The sequence below is a fragment of the Mesorhizobium sp. B2-6-2 genome, assembly GCF_006440615.1.
Classification (GTDB): Bacteria; Pseudomonadota; Alphaproteobacteria; order Rhizobiales; family Rhizobiaceae; genus Mesorhizobium.
Genome location: NZ_VFUG01000045.1, coordinates 1 through 1,463, shown reverse-complemented (window position 1 = coordinate 1,463; position 1,463 = coordinate 1). Strand labels below are relative to the sequence as shown.

The window sequence follows — 1,463 nt, the reverse complement described above, 5'->3', positions numbered from 1 at the left end:
CCCTACACTGCGCGTCCGAGGGTTGCTCGGGCGGTCCGAGCCGATCCTCATCACAGGAGGACGAGCCGTGGCAGATTATAGGGAAGCATTTGTCGGAATCGATGTCGCTAAGCTGAGGAACGCCATCGCGATTGCGGAAGCCGGCCGGGAGGGAGAGGTTCGGTTCTTCGGCGAGGTCGACGCATCGGATACGAGTATGCGCCGCGTTATCCAACGGATCGCTGCCAAGTTCGATCGCATCCACCTATGCTACGAGGCGGGCCCAACCGGCTATGGCCTTTACCGGCTGATCCGTTCCCTTGGCCATGAATGCACCGTGGTCGCGCCATCGCTGATTCCAAGGAAGCCTGGCGATCGGGTGAAAACGAACCGCCGGGATGCTCTTTCATTGGCAAGGCTGCTGCGCGCCGGCGAACTGACGGCGGTATGGGTTCCCGATGAAGATCACGAAGCCATGCGAGATCTCGTTCGCGCCCGGGCAGCCGCGGTCGAGACGCTGCGGGTCCATCGCCAGCAGGTGAGCGCTTTCATGCTCAAGCATGGTCGTGCCTATCCGCGCACGAAGAACTGGACCATGCGCTACCTGCGTTGGTTGCAGGAGCAGCGGTTCGATTATCCTGCACATCAGATCGCGCTCCAGGAAATGGTCGAAGCGGTGCGCGTCTCGAAAGAGCGTGTGGAACGGCTTGATCGCGTGATCGAAGAGTTCATCCCGAACTGGTCGCTGGCGCCGATCGTGCGAGCGCTCCAGACATTGCGTGGGGTCGATCTGATCGTCGCCGTGACGTTCGCCACCGAGGTCGGCGACGTAAGCCGTTTTGAGAGCCCTCGCCAGCTCATGGGCTATCTCGGCCTCGTTCCCGGCGAGCGGTCGACTGGAGAGACAATCAGGCGTGGCGGCATCACCAAGGCAGGCAATGGCCGCGTTCGCCACATGCTGGTTGAGAGCGCCTGGACCTATCGACATCCACCCCGGATCGGCAAGGCGAAGCTGTACCGGTTGGAGCAGGCACCGCCGAAAGTCCGTGAGATCGCATGGAAGGCTCAGGCCCGCCTGACGACCCGGTATCGAAAGCTGGTTGCGCGAGGCAAGCGAACGACGGTGGTCTGCACGGCGATCGCCCGCGAACTAGTCGGCTTCATGTGGGCCGTCGCCAGGGAGGCACGCTCCACCTGATCGCTCGCCGCGGCAGTCTACACCTCGCGCATGGGCGGAGGCGGGACCACGGCAGGGGAATGCCCGTCAGACGCTTTGTGGCCGGCAAATTGACCGACGCCCGCAGTAAGATAGGAACAGCCCCGGACGCACAATCGGGAATGCGGTAGCCAACCCGCGCATCAGAGCTTGATCACCGACGTCCTTCAGTTCCGCCTCCACCCATGCGCGCTCATCAGAATGAGCAGCCGTTCCTCGGATCGGGCGACCTTCTGCGTTCCAAACCTTGACAGCGGACATCAGAGCG

2 protein-coding genes are annotated in these 1,463 nt (G+C 62.7%); one reads left to right on the top strand and one right to left on the bottom strand.

Going from position 1 to position 1,463, the window contains the following annotated elements:
* Positions 1-67 precede the first annotated feature (67 nt).
* Positions 68-1,177 (top strand): IS110 family transposase, encoded by a 1,110-nt coding sequence (locus FJ419_RS30580; RefSeq protein ID WP_064995672.1) that lies wholly within the window; start codon positions 68-70, stop codon positions 1,175-1,177.
* A gap of 66 nt (positions 1,178-1,243) precedes the next feature.
* Here FJ419_RS30580 and FJ419_RS31060 read toward each other — a convergent pair.
* Positions 1,244-1,463: hypothetical protein (locus FJ419_RS31060; RefSeq protein WP_210241397.1), on the bottom strand; the 220-nt coding region annotated here is incomplete at its 5' end.